General features: G+C 34.6%; 23 protein-coding genes. 3 read left to right on the top strand and 20 right to left on the bottom strand.

Annotation, left to right across the window (positions count from 1 at the left end; translation table 11 throughout):
* Positions 1 to 8: 8 nt before the first annotated feature.
* The 10 genes from BKP37_RS12170 to BKP37_RS12215 form a co-directional block, all read right to left on the bottom strand.
* Positions 9 to 1373 carry a UDP-N-acetylmuramoyl-tripeptide--D-alanyl-D-alanine ligase gene (locus tag BKP37_RS12170; RefSeq protein ID WP_071309860.1) on the bottom strand — a complete coding sequence of 455 codons (1365 nt, stop codon included), beginning with the start codon at positions 1371 to 1373 and terminating at the stop codon, positions 9 to 11.
* Positions 1363 to 2841 (bottom strand): UDP-N-acetylmuramoyl-L-alanyl-D-glutamate--2,6-diaminopimelate ligase, encoded by a 1479-nt coding sequence (locus BKP37_RS12175; protein WP_071309944.1) that lies wholly within the window; start codon positions 2839 to 2841, stop codon positions 1363 to 1365. The genes BKP37_RS12170 and BKP37_RS12175 overlap by 11 nt, the downstream gene beginning before the upstream one ends.
* Positions 2842 to 3203: 362 nt before the next feature.
* A complete protein-coding gene (locus tag BKP37_RS12180; RefSeq protein ID WP_071309861.1) occupies positions 3204 to 5138 on the bottom strand; it encodes a stage V sporulation protein D in 1935 nt (644 codons plus the stop codon).
* An 81-nt stretch (positions 5139 to 5219) separates the two neighbouring features.
* Entirely contained in the window at positions 5220 to 7439 is a 2220-nt protein-coding gene (locus BKP37_RS12185; protein ID WP_425424991.1) for a penicillin-binding protein, read from the bottom strand.
* Between the two features lie 289 nt (positions 7440 to 7728).
* A complete protein-coding gene (gene ftsL / locus BKP37_RS12190; protein WP_071309862.1) occupies positions 7729 to 8094 on the bottom strand; it encodes a cell division protein FtsL in 366 nt (121 codons plus the stop codon).
* Positions 8087 to 9040 (bottom strand): 16S rRNA (cytosine(1402)-N(4))-methyltransferase RsmH, encoded by a 954-nt coding sequence (gene rsmH / locus BKP37_RS12195; RefSeq protein WP_071309863.1) that lies wholly within the window; start codon positions 9038 to 9040, stop codon positions 8087 to 8089. Before rsmH ends, ftsL begins: the two co-directional genes overlap by 8 nt.
* Before the next feature lie 102 nt (positions 9041 to 9142).
* Positions 9143 to 9574 (bottom strand): division/cell wall cluster transcriptional repressor MraZ, encoded by a 432-nt coding sequence (gene mraZ / locus BKP37_RS12200; RefSeq protein WP_071309946.1) that lies wholly within the window; start codon positions 9572 to 9574, stop codon positions 9143 to 9145.
* Between the two features lie 163 nt (positions 9575 to 9737).
* The gene (gene bshC, locus BKP37_RS12205) at positions 9738 to 11369 is read right to left on the bottom strand and encodes a bacillithiol biosynthesis cysteine-adding enzyme BshC (protein WP_071309864.1); all 1632 of its coding nucleotides are present in this window, start codon (positions 11367 to 11369) and stop codon (positions 9738 to 9740) included.
* A 90-nt stretch (positions 11370 to 11459) separates the two neighbouring features.
* Entirely contained in the window at positions 11460 to 11846 is a 387-nt protein-coding gene (locus tag BKP37_RS12210) for a DUF3397 domain-containing protein (RefSeq protein WP_071309865.1), read from the bottom strand.
* Positions 11839 to 12765, bottom strand: coding sequence for a 2-dehydropantoate 2-reductase (locus BKP37_RS12215; RefSeq protein WP_071309866.1), 927 nt, complete (start codon positions 12763 to 12765; stop codon positions 11839 to 11841). Before BKP37_RS12215 ends, BKP37_RS12210 begins: the two co-directional genes overlap by 8 nt.
* 404 nt (positions 12766 to 13169) lie before the next feature.
* On the opposite strand from BKP37_RS12215, the gene BKP37_RS12220 reads away from it, so the two are divergent.
* Entirely contained in the window at positions 13170 to 13640 is a 471-nt protein-coding gene (locus BKP37_RS12220; protein WP_071309867.1) for an N-acetyltransferase, read from the top strand.
* A 360-nt stretch (positions 13641 to 14000) separates the two neighbouring features.
* Here BKP37_RS12220 and BKP37_RS12225 read toward each other — a convergent pair whose 3' ends face one another.
* The 3 genes from BKP37_RS12225 to BKP37_RS12235 all read right to left on the bottom strand — a co-directional run bounded on the left by BKP37_RS12225 (position 14001) and on the right by BKP37_RS12235 (position 15693).
* The gene (locus tag BKP37_RS12225; protein ID WP_071309868.1) at positions 14001 to 14585 is read right to left on the bottom strand and encodes an RsfA family transcriptional regulator; all 585 of its coding nucleotides are present in this window, start codon (positions 14583 to 14585) and stop codon (positions 14001 to 14003) included.
* Positions 14586 to 14934: 349 nt separating this feature from the next.
* Positions 14935 to 15108 carry a 50S ribosomal protein L32 gene (gene rpmF / locus BKP37_RS12230; protein ID WP_071309869.1) on the bottom strand — a complete coding sequence of 58 codons (174 nt, stop codon included), beginning with the start codon at positions 15106 to 15108 and terminating at the stop codon, positions 14935 to 14937.
* Between the two features lie 78 nt (positions 15109 to 15186).
* Positions 15187 to 15693, bottom strand: a complete 507-nt coding sequence (locus BKP37_RS12235; RefSeq protein ID WP_071309870.1) for a YceD family protein — start codon at positions 15691 to 15693, stop codon at positions 15187 to 15189.
* A gap of 260 nt (positions 15694 to 15953) precedes the next feature.
* Between BKP37_RS12235 and BKP37_RS12240 the strand changes: the two genes are divergently transcribed.
* On the top strand, positions 15954 to 17165 hold the full coding sequence (locus BKP37_RS12240) for a nucleotidyltransferase (protein ID WP_071309871.1): 1212 nt from the start codon (positions 15954 to 15956) through the stop codon (positions 17163 to 17165).
* Positions 17166 to 17295: 130 nt separating this feature from the next.
* Here the strand turns inward: BKP37_RS12240 and BKP37_RS12245 are convergent, their stop codons facing one another.
* Positions 17296 to 18342 carry a SepM family pheromone-processing serine protease gene (locus tag BKP37_RS12245; protein ID WP_084034679.1) on the bottom strand — a complete coding sequence of 349 codons (1047 nt, stop codon included), beginning with the start codon at positions 18340 to 18342 and terminating at the stop codon, positions 17296 to 17298.
* Position 18343: 1 nt separating this feature from the next.
* Positions 18344 to 19126, bottom strand: coding sequence for a patatin-like phospholipase family protein (locus tag BKP37_RS12250; protein ID WP_071309872.1), 783 nt, complete (start codon positions 19124 to 19126; stop codon positions 18344 to 18346).
* A gap of 224 nt (positions 19127 to 19350) precedes the next feature.
* Between BKP37_RS12250 and ylbJ the strand changes: the two genes are divergently transcribed.
* The gene (ylbJ, locus tag BKP37_RS12255) at positions 19351 to 20535 is read left to right on the top strand and encodes a sporulation integral membrane protein YlbJ (protein WP_071309948.1); all 1185 of its coding nucleotides are present in this window, start codon (positions 19351 to 19353) and stop codon (positions 20533 to 20535) included.
* A gap of 376 nt (positions 20536 to 20911) precedes the next feature.
* Here the strand turns inward: ylbJ and coaD are convergent, their stop codons facing one another.
* The 5 genes from coaD to uvsE form a co-directional block, all read right to left on the bottom strand.
* Positions 20912 to 21400, bottom strand: coding sequence for a pantetheine-phosphate adenylyltransferase (gene coaD, locus BKP37_RS12260; protein WP_071309873.1), 489 nt, complete (start codon positions 21398 to 21400; stop codon positions 20912 to 20914).
* Positions 21401 to 21562: 162 nt separating this feature from the next.
* Positions 21563 to 22114, bottom strand: a complete 552-nt coding sequence (gene rsmD, locus BKP37_RS12265) for a 16S rRNA (guanine(966)-N(2))-methyltransferase RsmD (RefSeq protein ID WP_071309874.1) — start codon at positions 22112 to 22114, stop codon at positions 21563 to 21565.
* 734 nt (positions 22115 to 22848) lie between these two features.
* Complete coding sequence (locus BKP37_RS12270) at positions 22849 to 23124, bottom strand: YlbG family protein (protein ID WP_071309875.1); 276 nt, start codon at positions 23122 to 23124, stop codon at positions 22849 to 22851.
* 83 nt (positions 23125 to 23207) lie between these two features.
* Positions 23208 to 23654, bottom strand: a complete 447-nt coding sequence (locus BKP37_RS12275) for a YlbF/YmcA family competence regulator (protein ID WP_071309876.1) — start codon at positions 23652 to 23654, stop codon at positions 23208 to 23210.
* Between the two features lie 57 nt (positions 23655 to 23711).
* Positions 23712 to 24674: a UV DNA damage repair endonuclease UvsE gene (gene uvsE / locus BKP37_RS12280; RefSeq protein WP_071309877.1), complete on the bottom strand. Its 963-nt coding sequence runs from the start codon at positions 24672 to 24674 to the stop codon at positions 23712 to 23714.
* Positions 24675 to 26093 lie beyond the last annotated feature (1419 nt).

Genomic DNA, 26093 nt, shown 5'->3' on the forward strand with positions numbered 1-26093 from the left:
CCCCTTTCCTACATATATAGGGATGTAGCAATCGTTTCAAGCTTCATACCACGAGAAGCTTTAATAAGGACGATACTGCTATCATTTACTATATTTTTAAGGTTTTCTAGTAATTCTTCTTTTGATTTAAATGAACTTATTACAATGTTATCAGTGTTTCTTTCTAACAATGCTTCACTGATCCAATTTCCTTTTTCACCAACCGTAAAAAGATGAGTGATCGGTGAAGTTATACTTTCACAAACAGAACGATGTAGGTTTCGTTCATCTATTCCGAGTTCATACATATCACCAAGCACAAGAATTCGTTGATCAAATTCACCTAAATCTTTAACAGTTTCAATTGCTGCCTTCATAGAAGTAGGACTTGAATTATATGCATCATTGATTATAATAGATCCATTGATCCCTTGCTTTTTTTCCATTCTCATTCCAGTTAAAATACAATTATTCAACCCTAATTGTATTGTATGTTCACTTAGTCCTAAATATTTTCCTACAGCTATTGAATATGTTGAATTTTTTACATTATGCTTCCCTAAAAGTGGAAGAACAAAGTCATATTTGTTATTTAAAGAAAATTTTGAACCGCTGGCAGTTTGTTCTAGGTTTGTAATTATATAATCGTTAGTATCATTATAACCACACTTTATTTTATTTAAGTCAACGTGATGACTATTCAAAAGCGGTTCGTCTCCATCATATATTAAAACACCATTTTCTTTTAATCCATGAATAATCTCAAACTTAGCTTGAGCAATTCCGTCTCTACTCCCTAATTGCTCGATATGCGATTCACCAATATTCGTAATAATAGCAATGTCTGGTTGAGCAATATTACTTAATAGAGAGATCTCTCCAAAATGATTCATTCCCATTTCAAGAATCGCGACCTCACAATCATTAGGCATCGCTAGAATCGTTAAAGGAAGCCCTATATGATTATTAAAATTCCCTTGTGTTTTATGAGTCCTAAAGGTAGTGCAAAGTACTGCTTCAAGTAAATCTTTAACCGTCGTTTTTCCATTACTGCCTGTAACACCAATGACTTTAGGACTAACCTTTTGTAAGTAATTTTTAGACAAATTTTGTAGAGATTGCAGGGTATCTTTTACATAAATTACCAGAAATTCAGATTCAAGACCTTCCGGAAGTGGTTTACTCTCATCCCATAATGTAGCAACCGCTCCACTTTCGATAGCTCCAAACAGAAAATCATGCCCGTCAAAACGTTCCCCGATAATTGGAATAAACAGCCCATTTTGCACTTTGTTTCGGCTATCGATAAATACAGACTCAATTATTGTTTCGTCGTTCATCTCCCCTCTAAAATTAGAGGAAATTCCTTTTAGCATATTTATTTTAAAACTCATTATTTAACAGCTCCTTAACAGCCTCTTTGGCAACAAGACGATCATCAAAGTAGATGGTTTCATGACCAATTGTTTGATATGTTTCATGACCTTTACCCGCAATAATAATAACGTCATTTTCTTTAGCATTTTTTATTGCGTGTGTTATCGCTTTTTTTCGATCGACAATAGTAGTATTTAAACTATGTTCAGTTAAACCAACTTCCATATCTTTTATAATTTGATGCGGATCTTCACTTCTAGGGTTATCAGACGTTAATACTACATTATCAGCTAACTCACTAGCAATTTTCGCCATTAATGGTCGCTTTGTCTTATCCCTGTCCCCACCACAGCCGACTACGACACAAATCTCTCCTGAAGCAAATTCCTTCACTGTTTTTAATACATTGTCTAAACTGTCTGGAGTGTGTGCATAGTCAACAATAATCGTAAATGGTTGTCCACCATCTACTGGTTCAAATCGTCCGGATACACCTTGTACTGTTTCTAGAGAATTAAGGACTGCTTGAATAGGTATACCATCTACTAGACATGCCGCCATTGCTGCAAGAGCGTTATATACACTAAACTTACCAATCATTTTTAACTGAACTGTAGCTTCTTTTCCAAAAGCATTGACGTCAAAAGAAGTTCCTTGAGAAGTTATTTTAATGTTTGATGCCCGTACATCACATTCTTGGTCAATACCGTACGTGACGATTTCGGCTGCAGTCATCTTTTCGTATTCACTTGATGCAGGATCATCGATATTGAGAACTGCAATTTTTCTTTCTTTGTTCAAATATGTATTACCTAATTGAGCAAACAATAATCCTTTTGCATTTTGGTATGCTTCCATTGTTTTATGATAATCAAGATGGTCTTGTGAAAGATTTGTAAAAACTGCAATATTAAAGTCACATCCCCTCACTCTACCAAGATGAAGGGCATGGCTTGAAACTTCCATAACAGCAGATTGTACACCATGGTCGACCATTTTTTTAAAGGTTTGTTGTAATGAAATAGATTCAGGGGTTGTATTTTTTGTTTCAATTGTTTCATCAGCTATTTTCATGTACATCGTCCCTATAAGACCTGTTGTAATACTTGCATCCCTTAATATTTTCTCAATTAAATGTGTGGTCGTAGTTTTACCATTTGTTCCCGTCACTCCAATTAATGACATTTTGCTAGTTGGATGGTCATAAAACACATTTGAAATAATAGCCATTGCACGCTTTGTATCTTTAACTAGTACTACTGGCACACCTACATCTAGTGGCTTCTCAGCTAAAATCGCAACCGCCCCATTTTCAACAGATTGCTTGGCAAAATCATGTCCGTCAACTGTATATCCATCAATACAAATAAATAGACTACCGCTTTTTACTTGTCGGGAGTCCATCTCTACTGATTTGATAACTGGATTTAGAGAACTGTTTTTTTCATATTGATACAAACAGCTAATAAGATCATCTAGGTTCATCATTTTAATTCCCTCTCATTCGTTTACTTACTACCTAGCGTAGCATATAAAACTAATTTTTAAACTTCCAATTTGGATGTTGCATCGTTTATTTTTATAAAAATAAACGATGCAACATTCAACTTCTTTATAAAGAGGATGCAAACGCAACATTCATTACCTGCCATCCTCTTTTGATTGTAATCATAAAGCTGAACTTCTATCGATGAGAGTTTTCCTTCATTCCCCACTGATTGTTAGTTTAACTTATCCGCCCTTAATGGGCAGTTAATCTTCCACCTAAACTTTTCGATTTTCTTACGTTTTGAGGTGGAGGTCTTACTGGTCCTTAAGAGCGGGATAAATAAACACATAGATTTATTTTAATCTTCACTTTCTGTTTTGTCACCTAATAAAATTCGTATTGTAGAGTATTGTTTAACCTTTATCCCTGGATCAGGTGACTGTGCTAATACCATATCTCCTTTTCCGCTTACATCTAACCTTAATTCGTAATAGGCTTCATTGATATCTTGTCTCGTTCTCCCAACTAAATCTGGAACCTCAATTAATGGTTCATCGGTCCACAGACGTTCTTTTTCAATTTGATCCTGTCTTTTTTCTACGTTCATCGCTCTTAAACTGTCTCCGATAATCTTCCCAACAATTGGTGCCGCAACAACTCCACCAAACTGAACAGTCCCCTTTGGATTATCAATAGCTACATAAACAACAATTTGCGGATCATCTGCTGGAGCAAAACCGATAAATGAAACAATATGGTTATTCTCTAAATAACGACCACCTTGGGCTTTTTGAGCAGTTCCAGTTTTTCCACCAACACGATAACCATCAACAAACGCACCTTTTCCTGTCCCTTTTGCCACAACATGTTCGAGTGCATAACGGACTTGTTTGCTTGTTTCCTCAGAAATGACCCTTCGTTTAAGTGTTGGTTCAGTAACATCTAAAGCCACATCAGTAACTGGGTCAATCCACTCTTTGGCAATATAAGGTGTATATAAATACCCACCATTTATTGCCGCAGAAACTGCAGCAACTTGCTGTAAAGGTGTAACAGAAACCCCTTGACCAAAGGCGGTAGTAGCTTGCTCCAACGGTCCAACTCGGTCCCTGGTAAAAAGAATTCCCTTCGCCTCTCCTTGGAGGTCTATACCGGTCTTTTCCCCAAAACCGAAGCTTTCTATATAATCAAAGAGCCGTTCTTTACCCAATCGTTCCCCTAAAACTACAAATCCAGGGTTACAGGAATTCTGTACGACTTCTAAGAAAGTTTGATGTCCATGACCACCCTTTTTCCAACAATGTAACCTGTGACCAGATACTTCAATAAACCCGGGATCATTAAATGAATCTTCCAATAAATCAACCTCCCCTTCTTCAAGTGCCGCAGCAAGGGTAATAATTTTAAAGGTTGAACCTGGTTCATATTGCATCCATACAGGTTTGTTTTGGTTATATATTTCTGGAGGAACATTGCGGAAATTTTCCGGGTCATAATCAGGCCTGCTTGACATCCCTAAGATCTCTCCAGTATTTGGATTCATTGCAATAGCAATCGCCCCGTCCGGATTGTAAATAGCTTCAGCTATATCAAGTTCCCTTTCAATAATGGTTTGTACATTTGTATCGACTGTTAATCTTAAGTTTAAACCATCAACAGGTTCTTGATATTCATCAGCTAGATTCGGCATTCTCCTACCTTTAGCGTCAGAAAAAAATGAGACGTACCCTTTTTGACCACTTAGTTTCTCATCGTAATATAATTCAATTCCAGTTAAGCCTTGATTGTCTATTCCGGCAAAACCAAGTACATGCGATAGGTAATTTCCAAATGGATAGTGTCGTTTGTTATCTTCAGCTATATAAACCCCTGGTATCCCTAACTTCCTAACCTCACTAGCTAGTTCATTGCTAATCTTTCTACCTTCAGGATTTATTCTAACGATGGATTCTTTTTTTGTTAACAAACTATAAATCTTTTTTTGATCCATCCTTAAAACATTTGCTAATTTCTCAGAATCTTCAACCGCATTTTTTATTTGCCTTGGTACGATTAATACTGACGGTGCACTTACATTAGTCGCTAAGGGCACACCATTCCGATCTATAATTTCTCCACGTTCCGCTTCAAAAGGAATATTTCTACTCCATGAATCCTCTGCACGATCTGTTAATTCATTACCTAAAGCAAACTGCACATAACCGAGTCTGATGACAATTACTAAAAAGAATAGTAAACCGAAAGTCAAAACGAAAACTAATCGTCTCCGTACAGTAACATTTGAAACACGCACAACTACATCCCCCTTATTAGGTCACATTTGTAGGCTTGTTTCAATGTATGCTTGTACGTCAATAATTAGACCTTTATCTCACTAATCTATTTGGACTCCCTCTTCAGTTTCCTCTATTTTTTCAGCTTCAACTTCCTCATTGTAAAATACATTTTCAGTAACTCCATTTGGTAACGCAAGTTCAATGGCAATGTAATCACCTTTTTCAACAGTGTGATTACTAGGAATACTTTGTTTCGTAACAAAACCAGATCCAATAAAGTTCGCATTTAATTCTAAAATGGTTGCTAATTTCATTACATCGCGTAAAGACCATCCCTTAATATTGGGCATTTTATAAGTGTTACTATCAGTAGCAATCATTACCTTTTCACCAGGGATAAGCATAGTACGGCCAATCGGCAGTTGTTCCTCAACCTTATCACCTGATCCTAGCACAATTGCCTCTACTCCAATTTCACGAAAATGCGCCTTTGCACTTTCAATACTTTCACCTACATAACTCTTAGTAAGGACACCTTCCTCCACGACGAGATCATCTTGACTAACTATAGCACCAGGAGATATATTTAGGTACTGCAAACTATGTTTCATTATAGTAGTGAAAATTTGCGATACTGGGGCTGCTCCCGGCTCATGTAGGTCTAATTCAGGACGGTCAACTGCTACATATACGATCAATTGAGGATCTGATTTAGGTGCCACCCCCAAAAAAGAATAAATATATTGTCCATGCCCACTTAAATAGCCTCCACCATTAGGATTAGGAATTTCAGCTGTGCCTGTTTTCCCAGCTATCTCAAACCCCTCTATGTAGTATGGTTTACCTGTACCCGCTGGAGAATCTACAACAGATTCCATTAATTCAAGCACTTGAGTTGCCGTTGTACTTGAGATAGGTTCACCCACTATTTCAGGCTCAGTACTTTCAATAATTTCTCCTGTATTCGGATCAATAATTCTATCTATGACGAAAGGTTTCATCATTTTTCCACCATTAGCAATAGCAGTTACTGCTTGGATTTGTTGAATAGGTGTAATAGCTGTTCCTTGACCAAAAGCTGTGGTTGCAGCATCAATCAAATAGGAATCCGCGACGAGACTATTTACTTCATTTGGTAGGTCAATTCCGGTAGTATTACGGAATCCAAATTCATTAATGTAATGAAAAAGTCGATCTGGTCCTAATTTTTCTAACGCGAGTATTGAATAAGCTACGTTAGATGAACGTTGGAAGCCTTCATCAAACGGAATTTGCCCCCATCCCATTCCTTGGTTATGGTCACGTACTCTTCTACCACCAATCTGATAACTACCTGACTGATAATATTCATCACCTACATAAACCCCTTCTTCAATTGCTGCAGCTAATGTAAAAATTTTCATTGTCGAGCCAGGCTCAAACCTAGAAGAAACCGTAAAGTTTGTGTAATTTGTAATTTCTTCGTAAAAATTCGGATTAAAACTTGGACGATTACTCATAGCAAGAATTTCACCAGTCTTAGGATCTGCAACTACAGCCATAATCCTTTCGGGATCATATTGTTCTTCAACTTGAGACATCACTTGTTCTAAGGCCATTTGGATATTAGAGTCGAGTGTTAAATATATATCAAACCCATTCTTCGGCAATTCGATAATTTCATCAATATTAGGTAGTTTAATCCCTTTACGATCACTTAAGTACTGAATAAATCCGTCTTCTTTTACTAAATAATTATTTAGACTACTTTCTAAACCCATTCTAGCCTTGGACATATCCCTCTCAGTGTAGCCAATTACATGTGAAGCAAATGTTTGTTTCGGATAATACCGACGTGGTTCTTTTCTGAAGTTAATACCTTGTAAATTCAGTTGCTCTATTTCCCTTTTTTTCTCTAAACTTATATTTTTAGTCCCAGGACCAAGTTCTACTTGAAAACGTCCTTCATGAGATAATAGTCGCTCTAATTCTACAACAGATCTATCTACAATTGGAGCCAACTTTTCAGCTGTCATCCGTGGGTCTTCAACACGATTTCTTGAATTCACATCTAAAATTGCTTCGATTGTATAGGACGGGATTTCTTCAGCGAGCGCATCCCCAAACCGATCATAGATTGTACCCCGTTTACCCTCAATCGTTTGTTTTCTTGTCCATCGATCTTCCGCTATAGCTTCGAGCTCATGCCCCTTTACTGCTTTTTTCATTTGTATGTATCCGACCCTTGTAACCATAACAGAAAAGATCAATAAAAAAACAATTAAAACTACCACTGCTCGAACGTTCATTTTATTTAATTTACTTACAGCCAAGATCATCACCTTTATTTTCTTAATTTAACTATAGCGCAAGATAGTCACTTTAGTTTGATATTTTCTTTACGTATTTAACAATACTAATGAAAAACAGATTCGTCATTAGAAATCTTTTCCATTGGTTATTACTATTAAAAGTACACCATTGCTGTGTTTATACCTTACCGGATTAAAGTATTTCTTTTCAGAACTATAGATACCGCTAAGATTACCCTTTTCCTATTGTTTTCGTATTGAAGTAGGGGAATTACTATTGGTGAACTAAAATGAAAAACTAGTCCAAAATACCGAACTAGTTTTGCACAACCTTTACATTTTTATCATTTAAAGACATTCCAAGCTCGTTAGTAGCAATATGTAGTATTCGATTCGGAGCTGAAAGCTCTGTCACTTGTAACTGGAGAGCTTCGTTATTAGTAACTTGAGCACTTATAGATCTTTCAAGAGTGTGAATTTCGCTATTGACAATATAAATTGACGCGAAAGTAGAGATAACTAAGTACGAGGCAAAAACTAAACCAGCTACAGTCGAAAAATATAAAAACTTTTCCCCTGATGTTATGCGTAGTTTTCGCTTTATCTGAGGTTGATTTTGTTGTTGATATTCTGTAGTATCATATACCTTTTTTCTTTCTAATTTTCTAGCAAGATTATTCATTTGACGTTACCTCCTTTTGTTTTTCAGCAATACGAAGTTTGGCAGATCGAGAACGTTTATTCATTTCTACCTCTTCTTCTGATGGAATTATTGGCTTTCTTGTCATTAACTTTAGAATAGGTTCATAACCTTCCGGAATAATGGGAATATCCCTAGGTAGTTGCGGGCCAGTACTTGCTTCTTTAAAGATTGTCTTACAAATACGATCTTCTAAAGAATGGAACGTAATTACTGATATTCTACCGCCTTTAGCAGTAATTTCAATTGCGCTGTGCAATGCATCTTCAAACGCTCGAAGTTCATCATTAACGGCAATTCTTATCGCTTGAAATGTTCGTTTCGCCGGATGCCCTCCCGTCCTTCTCGCGGGCGCAGGTATAGCATCTTTAATAATTTCTACTAACTCTCCAGTAGTTTTAATACGTTGGTTTAAACGGTAGGCTTCAATTTTTCTAGCTATTTGTTTAGCGAATTTTTCTTCCCCATACCTTGAAATAATCCTCATCAAATCATGAAATGACCATTCATTTACAATTTCCTCAGCAGTCAATGGAGAGGATTGATCCATTCTCATATCTAACGGGGCATCATGATTATAGCTAAACCCACGCTCTGCCTCGTCTAATTGGGGAGATGATACACCTAAATCAAATAATACGCCATCAACCTTATAAACCCCACGCAACGACAACTGCTCTTTTAAATGACGAAAATTACTTTTAACAATAGTAAACATACCATCATATTTCTTAAGTCTCTCTTCTGCATGTTTAATTGCAATTTCATCTTGATCAAAAGCAAATAAATGCCCTTCACTTGAAAGTTTGGACAAAATTAATTCCGAATGACCGGCTCCTCCAAGTGTACAATCAACATACACTCCATCTTCTTTTATATTTAACCCTGCTACGGCTTCTTCTTTTAATACCGTTATATGTTCGAACATATTAACACCTTCTTACTATTTTGTACTTCTTAGGTTGTGACAAATAAGAACTGTTTATCCAATCGTCTAGAAACCTAAATTTTTCTGTTTAATATTGGAAGTCTACAAATCAAAATCAACGATCCCTTCAGCAATTTCACTAAAAGATTCCTCTGACTCAGCAAAATATTCTTCCCAAATCGACTTACTCCAAACTTCCACACGATTAGAAACACCTATTACAACACATTCTTTTTCTAATTTTGCGTATTGCCGGAGTGGGGCGGAGATATTTACCCTACCTTGTTTATCCAAATCACATTCAGATGCTCCTGAAAAGAAAAAGCGCGTAAATGCTCTAGCATCTTTTTTTGTAAATGGTAAGCTTTTCAATTTTTCTTCTAGTTGTTTCCATTCACTTTCAGGATAAGCAAATAAGCATTGATCTAGCCCTCTGGTAATAACAAAGTTGGAGCCTAGACCTTCACGAAATTTTACAGGTATTATCATCCTACCTTTTTCATCTATCGTATGATGATATTCTCCCATAAACATGTGAAGTTCCTCCTCCCCCCACTTTCTACCTCTAAAATACCACATCCCCCCACTTTCTACCACTTTATTTTTAAATTCTTTCAAACAAAAAAAAATCCTGCTTCATTACAGGATTTTCTTTCGTCATATTTTTTCCATATCAAAATAAATTCTACTATTTTTGTCACTTTAAATAGATTAATTTGTGTTTATCATTCAACTCTAATTTTAATTCTGTCATTCTTTCAACAAAATCAAGACCATGTTCATTTAAATAACGCAAGATGTTTAAACTACGTTCTTGAAAACCATTATTTGGAAACAGATTAGCATCGATAAGAGCAAACTTAAGCAGTTGCTGCTCATATTTTTGTTGCAGACTTTTTTCAATTTTTCTCGCTAAGAAAGTAAGTTCTCTTTTTATGATTAATTCATTTTTAAGAGCAAGAGCTTCTAATCCTTTGTCATATCTATTAACAAGATCTTTTAGTGGTTGATGGAGATCTTCCACTTCATCTAAAACTTCGTGAAGAGTCTCATTAATTTGATCTTTTTCATCCCAGAGAGTCAATTCATTTCGCCTTTTAGAACTACCATTAGTAATAGCGTCGATTGCAGATATGTTAAATTCCTCTAGCAATTTATTTACTTGCGGGCTAACAATCGTCATTGATAGGCGTGGAACAACGGGTGGCATTTTTAGTCCAAACAAATGAAAAACTTCTTTTAGTGTAGCCCAGTAAGCAATTTCCCCCGGTCCACCTACAAATGCTAATACAGGCAAAAGGAGTTCCTGCATTAGCGGCCTAGTCACCACATTATTACTAAAGTTTTCTGGTTGTTTTTCAACTAGCTGCAAAAGATCTTCTTTAGAAAACTGACAAATTCCTTTTTTGTCACTAAACATATTAGCATCAATTCTTTCTAACAATAGGCGACTCCCTTTGTGGTGGTAAAATAAATGTGCACTATTCTCCCCACGCTCAATAGGTTCGCCATAACCTTGATTATATAGGGCATTTGCACTTTGTAAAAACTTATCATTTATCTGCTCATTATTCAAAATCATTTGTTTCAAATATGGAATTTCTAATTTTCTAAGTTCCGGATTGTGAGAATCAAGTAAAACGATTCCACTATTTTTAAATAATCTATGAACAAGAAAACTGAAAAAATCTACGTAATTCTTGCTTTTCGCAATAATTTTGTTAAGCTCTGATAATAACGTATTTGTCACAGAAGTTTCTATACCATCCAGAAAAACTTCCTTAACAAAGCTGAGAACCTCATTTTGTTCAAGGTGCAAATCAGAAACCGATTTTTTTGCATTATTTTGTTGATCTACTTTACGCTTGTGCAACTTACTATCACGACGAATGCTAAAAATATGATTAATTTCTTCAAAATCATGATCTTCACCGGCTATCCAAAATATTGGCACTACAGGCACAGAGAGTTTTTCTTCCTGTTGTTTTGCTAACTTTATAATAGTAATAATTTTATGTATTGTATATAGTGGGCCTGTTAATACCCCTGCCTGTTGTCCACCTACAACCACTACTGATTTAGGATCTAATAACTTTTTAGCATTGTGAACAGTTTCATTTGAACAATTATATTTTTTATTAAATTTTAATAAATGCTCAAACAGACAACCTCTTTGAAAGTGTAACTTTGATAACTCATTATACCGTTGTGTATATGGATTATTTTGATAAGAGTAGTCAAAAAAAGACTGAACAAATTGATCATTAGATTCATTATATTGTTCCATTAACTTTGATTGATTTTCCAATAAACATTCTACGATTTTCATCAGACCTACACCTCCTTTTTTGCAAATTTACTTAAATAACTTAGAGTATAGCAGACCATTTTCATTTATTCCAATAATTTCCCTTATTTATCATGTAATCATAAATATGCGTGAAAACAACCCGTAAATGCTAAGTAAAAAATATACGATCAAGAAGAGAAGAAAGTTTAATCGCCATATTCCTTTTATCAATTTCTTCAATTCAATGTCTTTATATAATTTCCAATGTATAATAGTAAAAATGATTGCAACTATTAAGATAGCTATTAATATTAACCAAAATAAAGAAAAAGCCCATAATTCATATGCAATGTAGTAGACAGCAAAAATAAATAGTATCGTCGTTACATCAACGGCTAATTTTATCGAACGTCTTTTATTTTTGGTAGTTTTAACCGAAATAATATAAACAAAATAAAAAGCTAGTAATGGTAACGTAACAAAAGTTGCTACTATCCAAGCTAAAGCGTTACTCATAGCCCCCCTCCTCTCTTTGCAATTCCATACCTTTAATACTGTTATAAAGAAATTGATTATAGGGTAGGTGAACACCTGATTTTTTTGCCTTATCTAATATAACACCCGTAATTGCTTCTATTTCAGTTGTCCTACCATCTTCTAAATCCTTAAGCATAGAAGAACGATTTTGACTAGTTTTATGACAAATTTCAATTATTTGTTGCCAGTCTTCTTCTGTGCACTTGTAAATTGATGAAATTTCTTCAAACAACAACTTCATCGTTTCAAAATAATAATTATTTGTAAGTAACGAGCCATTTGTTACTTTATAAATAGCTGTAAGAGGATTAATAACACCATTTACAACAAGTTTTTTTTCCATAATTTCCATCCAATTATCATGAACTTCCGTCAGGAAACCTACTTCTGATAACCTTTTCCAAATATGTACAGGGCAGTTTCCATTTTCATTTTGGAAATAACAACCTATTTTCAAAACTCCTATGCCCGTATGTTTCACATCCGTCGGAGTCTTTTTTAATGCACCATGCTCAACAATTCCAACATAAACATTATCAGCTTTACTAATAAGTTTATTTAAATCCTTAATATGACTCATCCCATTTTGCATAAAAACGACTGTACTAACCTTCCCTTTTAAATTTTGTAGCGTAGACAAAACTTCGTTTAGATTGTATTGCTTTACCGCCAAAAAAAGAATATCATCATTGAATTCCTTTATTTTTGAAAATGTAACACTTTTTACACTAACCCTCGTCAGACTCATTCCACTTTCGAGAGTAACCCCCATTTTATTTATCTTGTTTGCCTGTTCATCTGTTTTTGTATAGATTGTCACATGAAAACCACTTTTTGATAAGTAACTGGCCAGAAGCAGCCCTACCGATCCACCACCTACAATTCCTACTTTCTCCAAAGAATCTCCACCTTATTGATGTAATATCTCAATATTAGCATATTGACTATCAAGAAACCGAAAGAAAATGACATGATTTTTCTGATATATTAATATATTTTTTAAAAGGGAAAACGAGTGAATAAAACTATTCCAATAACTTGGCCAAAGAGAACTCGTTAGCTTCGCTAGAACATCTGAAATTCAGATGGAGTCTCAACTCCACCTGAATGGACGTCCCCACCTACGCTACGCTTAGAAGTGAGAGTCTATGACCCTTAAGTACAAATCAGTTTGATTAAACTACACCTTTACGGGATGAATTAGTTCTATGAACTTCATTAACTAATACCTCACTCTATTGTAAAACAAGAAGGTCAAATTTTTCTACAGTAAATCTTAAAATGTTATGGAGGGAGTTAAGCATGGAGCACTTTGAAGTTAAACGTTTACTCATCAACTATAAAACATTAGAGGAATTCGAAAACTTTAGAGAGTATGGGTCCCAAGAATTATCAATGAAAGAAGATTTAAGAGCTAATATCATTGAGAACGATAGCGAATCTCCTTTTTACGGTATTTATTACGGAAAAAAACTTGTAGCGAGAATGAGCGTTTATCGTATAGACCAAAAATATAACCGTTATTTCAAACCAGCTCAAGATTATTTAGAGTTATGGAAACTTGAAGTTCTTGAACCATATCGAGGTAGGGGGCTTGGAAAAATTTTGGTGAACTATGTAAAGAGTTTTAATTTACCAGTAAAAACTAATGCCCGCCAACGTTCTGATGAATTTTGGGTAAAAATGCATTTCCAACCTCTAACATACAACGAGGAAAGAGACCGAGGAGAAAATCCTTACGTTTGGTTCCCAAAAGGTGTTTCAGAACAATAAGAGGCGACGAGGAGAGTCTAAAGTCGTTAGAGCAATAGAGCTACCCTTCTTTCTAACATCAGAATTTTATACTTTTCCTTTTAATAAAAACATGAAACAAGGATGACCATTTTAACGTCATCCTTGTTTCATGTTTTTATTAGACAAGTACTTTGATCAGGAGCAGTTTTTGTGCGACGAGTAACCGCAGGAGCAAGTTTTTTTCCGTGCGACGAGTAACCGCAGGAGCAATAACGCAAGCGATACTCCAAGGAGCTTTTTCAATTAGTAGGGAAAATTAGTACCTCGACTAAACGACAGAGCTACTAAACGCCTAAAGCTAAACAATTCCAACTATATAAAATGAAACTTTTCTAAATTTTAAGTAACTGACATTTTTTTCGCACGATCCATAATATCAATTAATAGCTTGTAATCTTGTTTCATTACATCATAATCACTTACAAGTTTTGACAATTCACTCGTAATTCTTTCATTTTCACTAGTTAGCTCAGTTATCTTTTCCTTCAACTTTTTATTTTCTTCAGCCAAACTCTGATTTGATTCGAGTGCCCCTTTATGTGAAGCTAGAAATTCAATAACATCTTCCATACTCATACTTAAAGGTTGTGGCACAACCTCTTGTGCCTCACTTTCAAATCCCGACACCGACACATCAGAAATTTCAGTTGATATTTCTTCACTGAATTCTTGGATACTATCCTCTAATTTATTTTTCTTTAAACTTTTTCTTTGCTTTTTTGCAATGGCGATAGCAGCCTTATATTTCTTTCGAATACTTGAATTCCATCTAAAACCACAAGCAGCAGCAGTTCTTGATAATCGCTCTCCTACTTCTTCAAAAGCAGCCAATTGGGTACTACCTTCACGAATATGTCTTAAAACGACTTCAGCTAACACTAAATCCTCATCATTAGTCCAGGCGTCTTGACGAACGATAGACATCAAATCCCTCCAATAAAAAAATCCTTTTTACTATCTTTATGCAAATACTAGATAAGATAGACTCTTTTACCTTTTTATCTATTAAAGAATTATTACCTATTTAACGGCATTTATTCAGAAGGGATCCCGCTCTAAATACGAGTATTAAATCGTTATCATATTCAAGTTTATTTATCCTACTCTTAAGGGCAGTAAGTTAAATTAACAATCAGTGGGAGATGATGGAAAAACCCCACTGATTGAAGTTCAGCTTTAGAGCTCAACTATAAATAGTAAAAAGACAGGAAGGGATCCCTTCCTGTCTTTTATCGTAGCGTAAATAAGCTTCACATTTGTTCACTTAAACTTATTATTTACTTACAACTTCATTTCCTTTATAAGACCCACATTCTTTACATACACGGTGAGCAAGTTTTAATTCACCGCACTCTGGGCATTTTACCATTCCAGGTACTTCTAATTTAAAGTGAGTACGACGCTTGTTTTTACGAGTTTTTGATGTTCTACGAAAAGGTACTGCCATTATTCCCACCTCCTTAAACTGTTATTAAATATGTTAAAACGAAGGCCGGAATTGCCGGATACTTCTTTTTTAAACACATTACTTGTCGTCAAAGAACTTGGCTAAATCTGCTAAACGCGGATCGATCCGTTCTTTTTTGTTTTCTTCTGTCAAAAGTTCCCAATCATTCCCTGATTGTGGGGCATCTCCTTTTAAACCTTCACTAAAAATTTGTAAAGGTATCTCTAAAAGGATTGCTTGTTTGATATAAGGTAATAAGTCAACTATATCATTCTCAAGCTCATGCACATCGTCGTCACCTTCGAATCCTATCCAATCGTGTAACTTAAATGTTTCAATTGTTTCAACTTGAAAAGGAAAAGGTACATCTGCAAGTGTTCTTGAACAAGGTAAAACCATCTCTCCCTTAATTGATAGAGAAAAAGTAATCGAATGATTAGAAAAATTTCCTTCACCTTTAACATGTACGAGTGAAATATCTTGAATATCGTTATTAGTCTTTTTTAAATCACTAACGTCAACCATTTCATCGATATTTATACCCTTATTCTTTAACGTGTTCAGTTGCTGAACTGACCATTTCATCATTTTCACCTCAAGACAACAAAGGTAATTATAGCCTTCGAAAAGTATTTTGTCAACCTTTCTTCTTTACACTACTTCTCTTTATTTATTATAGTTTTTTCTGTTAATTATACACAAAAAACCACCAACGAGAATTTTATCATATTATACTACAATTTTTAAGACTTATTTTAATTTCTATAGTTGAATTTTTTATAAGTATTAGCTTTATACTATTTATTTTCGTATAATTTTAGACAAAATAAGAAAGGGGTGTAAGAATGAATGTTACTGGTGTTGTAGTTGAATATAATCCCTTCCATAACGGTCATAAGCTTCATATAAATGAAACAAAACAAATTACCGATGCAGACCTAATTGTAGCAATAATGAGTGGGAACTTTTTACAGAGGGGAGAACCTGCACTTATATCTAAATGGGCGCGAACGAAAATGGCGTTGAATCAAGGTGTAGATATTGTTTTGGAGCTTCCATATGTTTATGCTACTCAGCATGCTGAGTTATTTGCTAACGGCGCGATATCAATATTGAATGGATTTGGCGCTAATTCTATCTGTTTTGGTAGTGAATCTGGAGATATAAAAGATTTTCATAGACTTATTACATTTATTAATGAGAATGAAACTACATATAAAGAATCTATTCGCGACGCATTAAAAAAAGGGAATAGTTACCCAAAGGCCTTATCCTTTGCATTTAAAAAGTTAAAAAATCACAATCAGGTTTTAGACTTATCACTTCCCAACAATATTTTAGGTTACCAGTACGTGAAAGCGATTTATGAACAAAAAGCAAATATAAAACCATTTACTATCAAAAGAAGAGAAGCGCAATATCATGATAAAGAAATTCCAAAACAATCTATTGCCAGTGCCACTAGCATTAGAAAGAAGCTAGTAAAAGAACAAGATCACCTTAATTCTATTAATCATGTTGTACCTTCAACTACTTACGATGAATTAGTTCAATATCGTAAAATGTATCATAACTTTCAAGACTGGGAACGATTATTTCCTTATTTAAAGTATAAAGTACTTACATCTTCACCCATCGCTTTGGCTAACATATACGAAGCTGAGGAAGGCCTTGAAAACCGATTATCACAGACCATAAATGAAGCAACAAGCTTTCAAAGCCTCATGGAAAAAATAAAAACAAAACGCTATACATGGACCAGACTACAACGTTTCTGTTTACATACGCTTACAAATTCGACCAAAGAAGAAATGAGTGCCATTAATGATACTACACCTTATATACGCGTATTAGGAATGAATCAAAAGGGGAGAAAATATATTAGCAGCCAAAAGAAGTATTTAGAGCTACCATTAGTATCAACAATTTCAAAGATAAATCACCCTTTTATCGACATTGAAAAAAGAGCGACTTCTTGCTACTCACTAGGCTATAGCCCGATTATCCAAGCAAAATTAATAAAAGAGGAATATGCCCACCCACCTGTCATTATTTAAAAAAAGCGCAAGAAACCTGTAGCTAGACCGTTTTCTAACTTCAGGAATTTATTCTTATTATTAAGAATAAAGAACCTAGAGTATCGAAATAAACTTTTCAACGTTTATTTCGACTCTAGGTTCTTTATTATTATTTCGGGTCAAGGTTTTCTAAGAATGTGATGGCATCCTCAAATGAGTCAATAGGTACGATTTCCATTTTACCATTTATTAATTCAGATGCTTCTAGTGCTTCTTGATAATTAGAAGTCGTTGAGTTAAACTCATTAGGCGCAAAGAAAAAATCAGCACCTACACGCTCCGCTGCAATCACTTTTTGTTTTACTCCACCTATACGTCCAACTTCCCCTTCTTCATTAATTGTTCCAGTTCCCGCGATGTTATAGCCTTTTGTTAAATCTTCTTCAACTAATTGATTATAAATCTCTAGACTAAACATAAGCCCTGCAGAAGGACCACCAATTTTTTTAGTATCTATTGTAACATTCGGACTAATAATTAGTTCCCTTTTTGTAATGGGGCTTGTGATCCCAATTCCCAGCCTTTTTCCTGTTGGATCTACTTCCTCAGGAAAAGAAGTAACAAATAGTTCAACTACAGATTTTTGTTCATCCCGAATAATGGTTAATGATACTTTATTATTTTGTTCTTGATCACCAAGTTGTGCAAGCAATTCGTCAACGGTCTTAACCTCGGTATCATTAACAGCAACAATCAAATCCCCTAATTCTAAAAGGGCATAAGCAGGCATATCTTCAATCATCCCTGTTACTAAAACACCATAATTTTGAAAGTAAGCTTCTTTACCTGCCTTTTGATAAGCTACGATCGTCGCAATATCTTGTGAAGAACTCATCATCAATATTTGTCTTTGGTGATATTCCTGATCTGTTTCACCACTTCTAAGGATGAATTCCTCATGAATCAACTCTCTAGTATCGCTTATCTGAGCCCACAAATAATTTACTATATTTGCCTTCCCCATACGTACAGTTGTCAGCATAAAAGTCCCTTCATCTTCATATCCACCCTCTACTTCAATAATGGTATTTAGTACGTTTGCATCACCAGGTTTTGAAAAGTAATATGGCAAATGGTAAAGATTTAAAAATAGTATGAAAAACAAAATAATAATCCATCGTTTTTTTATGAAGGGGGGTTTATTAATAGTTGACATATTATTTCTCCTTCCAGTTCTCTATCAACAATTGAATTTCAGGGAGTTTCGTTTTTGCAGCTTCCACACCTTCTTGAATAATTTGATCAACATTTGTGAAAGCTGTAGAACTATATTGATTTATCATTGGTTTTATCATAATATCACTATCTATTTCATTAATGCGAATCATTTCTTGCTCCATTATTTCCATACTTCGCATGATTACATCGAAAATAGAGGTTATTTCAGGCTCAACTTCTAAAAAAGATACATCGACAGCAATAGTAATGTCTACATCCATTTTTTTAACTTCCGTTACTGGAACTCTATCTACTACCGCCCCATCAACTAACAGTCTACCATTACTTTTTTCCGGAACAAAAATACCTGGAATTGAGATACTTGCTCTTACCGCCTCAGAAATATCACCATGAGCAAACACAACTTTCTCCCCTTTTAATAAATCAGTGGCAACAATTCGTAAAGGTGGTGTAAGCTCTTCAAGTGTTTTACCTTTCGATAAAATTCTAATTAATTGTTTTACTTTATCACCAGAAATAAGTCCCATTTTCGGAACAGTAAAGTCCACATAATATTTTCTCCTGAAATGAAGGGCCATTTTTGCCATTTGTTGAGGGGTGTACCCACATCCGTAAAAAACTCCCACTAATGCCCCCATGCTACTCCCCGCAATACAATGAATTGGCACTTTCGCTTCTTCAAGTACTTGAAGGACTCCTATATGAGCGAAGCCTCTAGCACCACCTGAACCCAATGCTAAACCAATTTTCGGCTCGGCCAATTTACCTTCCTCCAATCTCGCCAAAAAGCATTTATTTTTAAATGATTATTTCTTTTTATTCGCACATAATCATGATTTATGAAATTATAAATCATCTTATAAAAATCATATGGTCTAAATTAATCTCCTATACGTATATTGAATAATAGGACATGTACTAACGTAAAAAATAAAGGGAGGCAAGGCCGTTGAACGCCTCAAAGTTAAAAACTATTATCCTAGCAATGAGCGCAACCATTATGGCTGCGTCTTTAATGGCTTTTCCAAAAGAATCATTAGAAGCATCAATTCGAGGACTTACCATGTGGTGGGATGTGGTTTTCCCATCCTTACTACCTTTTTTTATTGTTTCAGAATTTTTAATAGGCTTTGGAGTAGTTAGTTTTATCGGGAGCTTACTCGAGCCACTAATGCGTCCTCTTTTTAGAGTTCCAGGTGTAGGAGGGTTTGTTTGGGCCATGGGCCTAGCTTCAGGTTACCCTGCTGGTGCAAAACTGACAGCTAGACTTAGACAGGAAAATAAACTTACAGCCATTGAAGCAGAAAGGCTAGTATCGTTTACAAATTCATCAAACCCATTATTCATTTTTGGCGCGATAGCCGTTGGTTTTTTTAAAAACCCTGCTTTAGGGATTTTATTAGCAATTTCTCACTATTTAGGCAACTTCTGCGTAGGTCTATTAATGAGGTTTCATGGCAGAAGTAAAGAAAAAAAAATGACGAAACAAACAGCAAATAAACACCCTTTGAGGACTGCTTTCCATTTACTACATCAAGAACGCTTAAAAGACGGACGACCAATCGGTAAAATTTTAGGGGATGCGGTTCAATCATCTGTTGCCACCTTATTAATGATTGGTGGTTTTATCATCTTATTTTCTGTTCTTAATCAATTACTATCACTGTTGGATATTACAGCATTTTTATCAATATTCATTACAGTTATTTTTACTTTTTTCCAACTTCCAAGCGAACTTAGCTTACCGTTTATTTCAGGTATTTTTGAAATCACATTAGGAAGTCAAATGTCTAGCCAAACAACGCAAGCAACACTTTTTCAGCAAGTAGTTGTTACAAGTTTTATTTTAGCTTTTAGTGGTTTTTCTGTTCAAGCGCAAGTTGCGAGTATTCTTGCCGAAACAGATATTCGTTTTAAACCTTTTTTTATCGCAAGGCTGTTCCATGGGACTTTTGCTGCTTTTTTCACGGTTATGTTATGGGAAACATTATATGTCAATCAACAAGCTAAACTAGATAGTCATGCAATCCCTGTTTTCCTACAAACAGATACGTATTCATCCTTAAATAAAGGTTGGGAGTTAATCGTCCAGTATGGTTCACTATTTACCCTGTTTATGTTAATGGTTTATATCTTGCTTACCGGTAAGAAATTACTACAAAAAGTCTAGTTAGTCTCACTAAGAGAAAAGAAGCGCTCTTCACCTTCCGATAAGGTATGAAGTGAACGAGCTCGTAGGCGCTGAAGCTAGACAGTTTCCAAGTTAGAAATTTATAAATTATGATTATAATAAAAAAAGCAGGCTAAATTTTCTATAATAAATTCGCCTGCTTTTTTATAGTATTTTTCATAATAAATTCTTGCCCCGCATAAATTTAGCACTTTACTCAGTTAATCTAAATTTATAGTATCCCACTCTTAAAGGTAGAATATGCCCCAACCAAAACGAAGAAATCAATTCCTTTAGGCGAGGGAGTAACTAACCTAAAGGTCGGATAAGTTAAACTACCAATTAGTGACGGATAATGGAACCTCCACTGACTGACCTATTTTATAGTTATGTATTTTTCTTTCAAAGCATTTTCAACAACCTCAGGAACTAAGTCTCCTACCGGTGCATGATACTTTGCAATTTCTTTAACAATACTTGAACTTAAATACGAGTATTTGTTATTAGTCATCATGAAAAAAGTTTCAACACTCTTATCGAGCTGTCTATTAATTGAAGCCATTTGCATTTCATATTCAAAGTCAGAAACAGCACGTAACCCTTTAATGATCGCACTAGCTTCCTTCTCCTTAACATAATCAATTAAAAGACCGTAGAAAGAATCGACCTCTACATTCTCAATATCCTTTGTCACTTCTTTTAATAACTGTACTCTTTCATCTACCGTAAATAACGGTTGTTTACTACGATTATTTAGTACAGCTACAATTACTTTATCGAAAACCTTTGCACCTCTAGTTATTATATCTAGGTGCCCGAGTGTAACTGGGTCAAAACTCCCCGGACATACTGCAATACTAGCCATCTTAGTAACCCCTTTGTATTATTTTATCTGTTATTCAACATTTGACCTTTTAAGGCAGTTCTCCTCCACCTAAGTTCCCTTTAAGAAGTTTTGAAGCGAGGACTTACAACTCATTAAAATTTGGCTGCAAATTAATTAGTATTATAAACTACATGGCCTAACTTACATCATTTTATAGATAGTAATCCCTGTGTCTCCATAATGCTCCTGTCGATAACACGAAAGATTATCTATTGATGAACTTAAAGATACATTAGCATCATGTTCAGTAACTATGATCCCGTCCTGAGATAATAAATCATTTTTGGCAATAAAGTCGATTTCATCTTCTAGACGTTGCTTCGCATAAGGGGGGTCCAGGAAGATGAGGTCAAACTTTAGTTTTCTTTTTGCGATTGCCTTCAGCGCTCTCATAGCTTCATTTCGATAAACCTCTACTTTATCTTCAAATCGACAATTTTTTAAGTTAAGCTTAATAATTTCAACTGCTTTTGGATTTTGATCAATAAAAATGACGTTATCAGTCCCACGACTTAGTGCTTCAATTCCTAATCCACCACTACCTGCATATAAATCAAGAACCTGTCCACCTTTAAAGTAAGGGCCTATGATATTAAAAATAGACTCTTTCACTTTGTCTGTGGTAGGCCTCGTCAAGGTTCCAGGAACCGCTTTTAAAGGTCTTCCTTTACATGTACCAGATATTACTCTCAATGAATTTCACACACCTTATACACTTACGTTTTACCATATCTTTCCCCATCCTAACATAAAAGATGAAAAAGCTTAACAAAATTTTAAGAATCAATAGCTATTTAATGAATTTCATGAATCATTAATCAAACTGATTTGTACTTCAGGGGCATAGACCCCCACCTCTAAGCGTAGCGTAGGTGAGAACTTCCATTCAGGTGGAGTTAAGATTCCATTTGAATTTCCGAATGTTCTAGCGAAACTAGAACGAGTTCTCTTCTCACAAGTAAGTATTATATCTTCTTGCGTTGAACTACGTAACTAGAAATAAATTTATGTAGCTCATATTTGGAATTATGAAATACAATCAATTGAAAGAAAATTGCAAATAAATTTATTGGAGGTATATAACAATTCCTATTGGTCATAATAAAATTAGCAACGTGATTAACTCATGTTGCTGACAACCGCGGAGAAGACTTACGTTTCCCCATAAGTTCTTCCTCCGGTTTCTCCTCTCCCATAGCCTTGTGCAAAAACAAAATTCAATAGCTGATTTTTGTTTTGCCATTAGGCACCTCGTAGGTAATCCTACGAGGATTTTTTTATAAGATAGGGAAAGCTAAAATTTTTGAAGTTGGAAAGGTGTTTAGCTCTCAAGCATTAAACGTAAAAAATAGTTAGATAGGTGATAACACCAGCGCTAAACAAATAAAGACTGCCCACTACTTCTGGCCAGTCTATTTTCTAGTATATTAAATACCCATTTTATAATCGTATTCTTTTGCTTTATCAGGTCGGGCATTTTGAAACTCAGTTTTTAAATATGGTCGCATCGATTTACTAACTAATTTAACATAATGGAGCGACTGAAGACGTTCAATCGTATCATCGATTGTCGACTCATCACAATATAAAACAACATACTTCATGCGTTTAGATGAATAGTGGACATTTCCATATTTTCTCATTTGCCTTACATATTTTAATGAGTGTAGCCAGACTGCTAGACCGATTCGGTTTCCTGTCATTTCCATTACTCCTTTTTTTTCACATCAACCAATTTTAGTCTAACATGACTCCTTTATTACTTCAACATTATCTTACATATTTCCTACTTACAACCACAACTACCACCTGCGCCACAACCACCACCACCACCACAAGACATCGAGTCAAAAAATGGGTTTCCTGTAGGCACTTTTATTTTATCTGAAACCGCATGCGCGATCATCAAACTAATTTCATTTAAAAGCTCCTCAAGCTGCTTTTCGGCTTTTTTAAAGCTTGCAATTGGATCGTATAAGTCCAATTTCCGTTTCATTTCTCGTACTTCTTTTGATAAAGTGGCGTAATCTGGATGATACTTACCAAAGCGTTGTACTTCTTCAAATTTATCTTTTAGCTTATTAAACTCCCAGATCATTTCTTCTGCAGTAAAATCCATTTGGAGAGCTTTTTTTGTTGATTTATACTGGTGATACTGTTCTGATTGTAAGATCATATCTGCTAAAGTCATTGAGTCAGTAATTATTTCTGTATGTGTAGCAACTTTTAACATAACAACCCTCCTCAAAGATTAGATTATAACACGTTTCATAATTGAAAGCGAATAAGACTATATCTTAATACAAGCTTTGTTTATTAATGTACAATCATCACGCTCTTCTAGGTCTTTCATCAATTGTATAAGTGCTTCATCTTTCTTCTTCGCTTCAATCATTACATCGATGTGTTCTACACTTCCTTTTACCTCATTTAAAAATCTCATTAATCTTTCTATATTAATATAATCGTGATGACGTTTGTCATTTTCATTTTCTTTTGGTGAAGATATATGAATTTTTAAAGGAAGTGGGCTATGTTCCCAAGTTTGAACAACACGGTCCCAAATTTCAAGAAAAGAAAAAGATTCTGGTTGATTGATATCATGATGATGAAGATCTAACACAACAGGGATTTGTAATTTCTCACCTAAGTAAAGAGCATCTTCTATATGATAAACGGTATCATCATTTTCAATAATAAGCATTTGTTGCAAAATTTTAGGTATTTTTTCGAAGTTTTGTATAAAATCTTCTAAGCCGTTAACTTTCCCAACTTTTGCTCCACCTATGTGAAGAACACAACGATGAACAGGGTTAATATTCATACCCTTTAACAATTTATAGTGATAAAGTAACGTTTCAAGAGAGCGTTTCAGAAGCTCCTCATCTAGATTATTAAGTACGACAAAATGGTCAGGATGAAAACCTAACCTCATATCATATTTATGTATAAAGTCACCTAATTCTTTTAACATTGGTAGTATGGCCTTTTCAAATTTCCATCCTTGTGTATTAGGGTGGTTAACTAATGGGACAAGCTTTGAAGATAAGCGAAAAAAGGTAATATCTAGAGATAAATTATGTTTTAGCAGACGTAAACAATTTTCAAGATTTGATATCGCAATTCTTTCTAGTTTTCGAATGGCAGCATCTTTATCTTTAATTTGTTCAAATTGCTTTACAGTCATTGTTTGGGATGGCGAAGCATTTTTTAATTGCACACTCATAGCTACATATCCAAATCTTACGTACACATTAAAAACCACCTTTTAATAATAAGTATCTCTAATCAAAGTCCTAGTGGATGTACAATTGCTAGTTTAGAAATAGAGGAAAAGCTTACATAATCATTTTCATTTGATTTAATTTCATATGTTCCATTCTTAATACAAAGTTTTATTGGGAATAGTTTTATTTTATCCTCATTTGTTAATTGTATTTGTATTGGTAATTTTAAAACGATCGCTTGTTTTACAATCCTTTGTAAAACTCTTTCTTCGTAAGCAGTTAATCTAAACCATTGCTTAGGTACTTTCTCTATTTCAGGTAGGGTAGTACTCATTTGTGGAAATTCATTTATTATAACCAACTCTTTATTCTCACTATATATTGGTTTACTTTTGTTTGAATTCACAATCACTACCGATAATTCTTTTAATAAGTTTTCAAACTTTACTTCCAAATCCTTTTCTATAAGGATCCCCTCTTTAGTTAAAAGGATCCAACCAGACCATTTTTTTACAATATAACTCCNATAGAGCTTTTCGGTTACCGCATAAAAAATAATATTTTCCTTTTTGTTCACTAGTTTCTCTTTTTCTTTCCATTGCACCAAAAAATGTCTCCAGCTTTCCACTGTTATTTTTGGTAGATACTTTTGTAAACACTCAACGAGAACTTCAATATCACTTTCTTCTTGTAAGGAATGACGTATCGTTTCTTTATTAATAATAATTTCAGCCATTGACTCCCAATCTCGAATTTCTCCCCAATAACAAAATGTCCAAAGATCACTGTTATTTACGTAAATAGGTATAAGAAACTGCAATATTCCACTTTCTATCCCCTTGAAATCACTCATATGACCGATGTCATCATTTGACAAATATACTTTTTCCTCATCAATAGTAATAACCTGAAATAACTTTAACTGCTTTAAAACATCATAAATACTATCAACAATTTGAATATCATTTTGTTTTAAGTATGAAACTATTTCACGAATAGGTATACCTTTCTCGTTAGAATAACGAAAGATAACCCAGTTTATAAACATTGCACTAAATGAATTTTTAAGTAATGATATAATGAAAAAACGAGCAATTTTCTGCTTGATCTCCATATTCGCTTGCTTAAAAAAACGTGTACAACTTTCTTCAACAATGAAGTACTGATTATTTTCTTTTTTCACTAAACATTCATCCTCAATAAAACCAAGTAGTAGTGCCCAATCCACGCCTTTAAATTCTTGTTTTTGTATGTTATGTAAGTCCGCTAACCGTTTCACCTTTTTTTCCTTGATCAATAATAGCAATTCCAAAATGTAATAAAGGTATTTTTTCGTACTTAAGGTACTTTTTGAATATACAATATCACCTGTGTTGTGGAATGTACTCTCAAAGTAACTTTCAACAACTTCAATTGGCATAACAAAGCTTTGTTCATGCTTTTTT

The organism is Anaerobacillus alkalilacustris (assembly GCF_001866005.1).
Classification (GTDB): domain Bacteria; phylum Bacillota; class Bacilli; order Bacillales; family Anaerobacillaceae; genus Anaerobacillus; species Anaerobacillus alkalilacustris.

What these genes read in the sequence shown, in the direction of transcription:
- ftsL (WP_071309862.1), bottom strand. Translation starts at nt 8,094, where the DNA reads ATGAATAATCTTGCTAGAAAATTAGAAAGAAAAAAGGTATATGATACT.
- BKP37_RS12170 (WP_071309860.1), bottom strand. Translation starts at nt 1,373, where the DNA reads ATGAGTTTTAAAATAAATATGCTAAAAGGAATTTCCTCTAATTTTAGA.
- BKP37_RS12175 (WP_071309944.1), bottom strand. Translation starts at nt 2,841, where the DNA reads ATGAACCTAGATGATCTTATTAGCTGTTTGTATCAATATGAAAAAAAC.
- BKP37_RS12270 (WP_071309875.1), bottom strand. Translation starts at nt 23,124, where the DNA reads ATGACAGGAAACCGAATCGGTCTAGCAGTCTGGCTACACTCATTAAAA.
- mraZ (WP_071309946.1), bottom strand. Translation starts at nt 9,574, where the DNA reads ATGTTTATGGGAGAATATCATCATACGATAGATGAAAAAGGTAGGATG.
- BKP37_RS12220 (WP_071309867.1), top strand. Translation starts at nt 13,170, where the DNA reads ATGGAGCACTTTGAAGTTAAACGTTTACTCATCAACTATAAAACATTA.
- rpmF (WP_071309869.1), bottom strand. Translation starts at nt 15,108, where the DNA reads ATGGCAGTACCTTTTCGTAGAACATCAAAAACTCGTAAAAACAAGCGT.
- BKP37_RS12245 (WP_084034679.1), bottom strand. Translation starts at nt 18,342, where the DNA reads ATGTCAACTATTAATAAACCCCCCTTCATAAAAAAACGATGGATTATT.
- BKP37_RS12275 (WP_071309876.1), bottom strand. Translation starts at nt 23,654, where the DNA reads ATGTTAAAAGTTGCTACACATACAGAAATAATTACTGACTCAATGACT.
- ylbJ (WP_071309948.1), top strand. Translation starts at nt 19,351, where the DNA reads ATGAGCGCAACCATTATGGCTGCGTCTTTAATGGCTTTTCCAAAAGAA.
- BKP37_RS12210 (WP_071309865.1), bottom strand. Translation starts at nt 11,846, where the DNA reads ATGAGTAACGCTTTAGCTTGGATAGTAGCAACTTTTGTTACGTTACCA.
- coaD (WP_071309873.1), bottom strand. Translation starts at nt 21,400, where the DNA reads ATGGCTAGTATTGCAGTATGTCCGGGGAGTTTTGACCCAGTTACACTC.
- bshC (WP_071309864.1), bottom strand. Translation starts at nt 11,369, where the DNA reads ATGAAAATCGTAGAATGTTTATTGGAAAATCAATCAAAGTTAATGGAA.
- BKP37_RS12240 (WP_071309871.1), top strand. Translation starts at nt 15,954, where the DNA reads ATGAATGTTACTGGTGTTGTAGTTGAATATAATCCCTTCCATAACGGT.
- BKP37_RS12185 (WP_425424991.1), bottom strand. Translation starts at nt 7,439, where the DNA reads ATGATCTTGGCTGTAAGTAAATTAAATAAAATGAACGTTCGAGCAGTG.
- BKP37_RS12225 (WP_071309868.1), bottom strand. Translation starts at nt 14,585, where the DNA reads ATGTCTATCGTTCGTCAAGACGCCTGGACTAATGATGAGGATTTAGTG.
- BKP37_RS12235 (WP_071309870.1), bottom strand. Translation starts at nt 15,693, where the DNA reads ATGAAATGGTCAGTTCAGCAACTGAACACGTTAAAGAATAAGGGTATA.
- rsmH (WP_071309863.1), bottom strand. Translation starts at nt 9,040, where the DNA reads ATGTTCGAACATATAACGGTATTAAAAGAAGAAGCCGTAGCAGGGTTA.